2 protein-coding genes are annotated in these 1,144 nt (G+C 62.0%); both read left to right on the top strand.

Annotated features, from left to right (window positions below; all coding sequences use genetic code 11):
- On the top strand, positions 1-278 hold a 278-nt coding region (locus A2I95_RS40710), incomplete at its 5' end, for an HAD-IA family hydrolase (protein ID WP_291737988.1).
- Positions 279-281: 3 nt separating this feature from the next.
- Positions 282-986, top strand: a complete 705-nt coding sequence (locus A2I95_RS40715; protein WP_291737989.1) for an ATP12 family chaperone protein — start codon at positions 282-284, stop codon at positions 984-986.
- The last annotated feature ends 158 nt before the right edge of the window (positions 987-1,144 follow it).

Below are 1,144 nucleotides of genomic sequence, written 5' to 3' on the forward strand. Positions count from 1 at the left end.
GGCTGGAGTGTTTCGTGACCCGGCAAGTGGCCGATCACCACCCGTCCAAGCCGCACCCGTCGATGGTGCTGACGGCGATGGCGGAGACCGGGGTGGACCGGACCAGCACCGTGATGATCGGCGATACGCGGTTTGACATTGAAATGGGGCGCGCAGCGGGGGTCACCACCATCGCCGTGCCTTGGGGCTATCATCCGGCAGAGACATTGGGCGCCGATTACCTGATCCGCGATTTCGCGGAGCTGCGTCCGCTGCTGGCAGAGATTTGGAAGGTGTAAGAGATGAGCGGCTGGGCACAGAAGCGGTTCTGGAAAGACGTCACGGTTGCGCAGACCGAAGACGGGTTTGCGGTGGAGCTGGACGGGCGCCGGGTGAAGACGCCGGCCAAGGCGCCGCTGGCGGTGCCGACCCGGGCTATGGGCGACGCCATCGCTGCAGAATGGGACGCACAGACCGAATCAGTTGATCCCGGAACCATGCCCTGCACCCGCTCCGCCAATGCTGCAATTGACAAGGTGACACATCAGCACAGCGAAGTGGCCGCCATGCTGGCCGAATACGGCGATTCCGACCTGCTGTGCTACCGCGCCGACGCGCCGGTTGAATTGACGTTGCGTCAAGCGCAGGAATGGGACCCGGCGCTGGACTGGGCGGCAGGGGCGCTGGGCGTGCGGCTGCAGCCCCGGACCGGCATTCTGCACCAGCCGCAGGAGACCGCGGCGCTGTCGGCGCTGGCGGATAAGGTGCATGCGATGACAGCGTTTCAGCTGGCGGCTTTCCATGATTTGGTAGGGATTTCCGGCTCTTTGATCCTTGGCTTTGCTGCTGCGCAGGGCTGGCGCAGTGCCGATGAGATCTGGCAACTGTCGCGTCTGGACGAGCGCTGGCAGGAAGAGCAATGGGGTGTCGATGAGGACGCCCAGGCTGCGGCGGAGGTGAAGCGGCAGGAATTTCTGCACGCCAAGCGGTTTTACGATTTCTCCTGAGAGAACAGAAAATTACCGAATGACCCCGTGAGACGTAAATAAATTTACTCACGGACAATCTGTGCGTATGCCGCGCATCGAATTTCCTGATCCCACCCTTGACGTTTGTTGATGAATGCGCCCACACTTGGGCGCGAAAAAGGGGTAAACCCTTCTTC

It is taken from the genome of Leisingera sp. F5, assembly GCF_001593695.1.

Bases quoted from the DNA above. Each gene is read 5' to 3' on its own strand.
- A2I95_RS40715 (WP_291737989.1), top strand. From the start codon at position 282: ATGAGCGGCTGGGCACAGAAGCGGTTCTGGAAAGACGTCACGGTTGCG.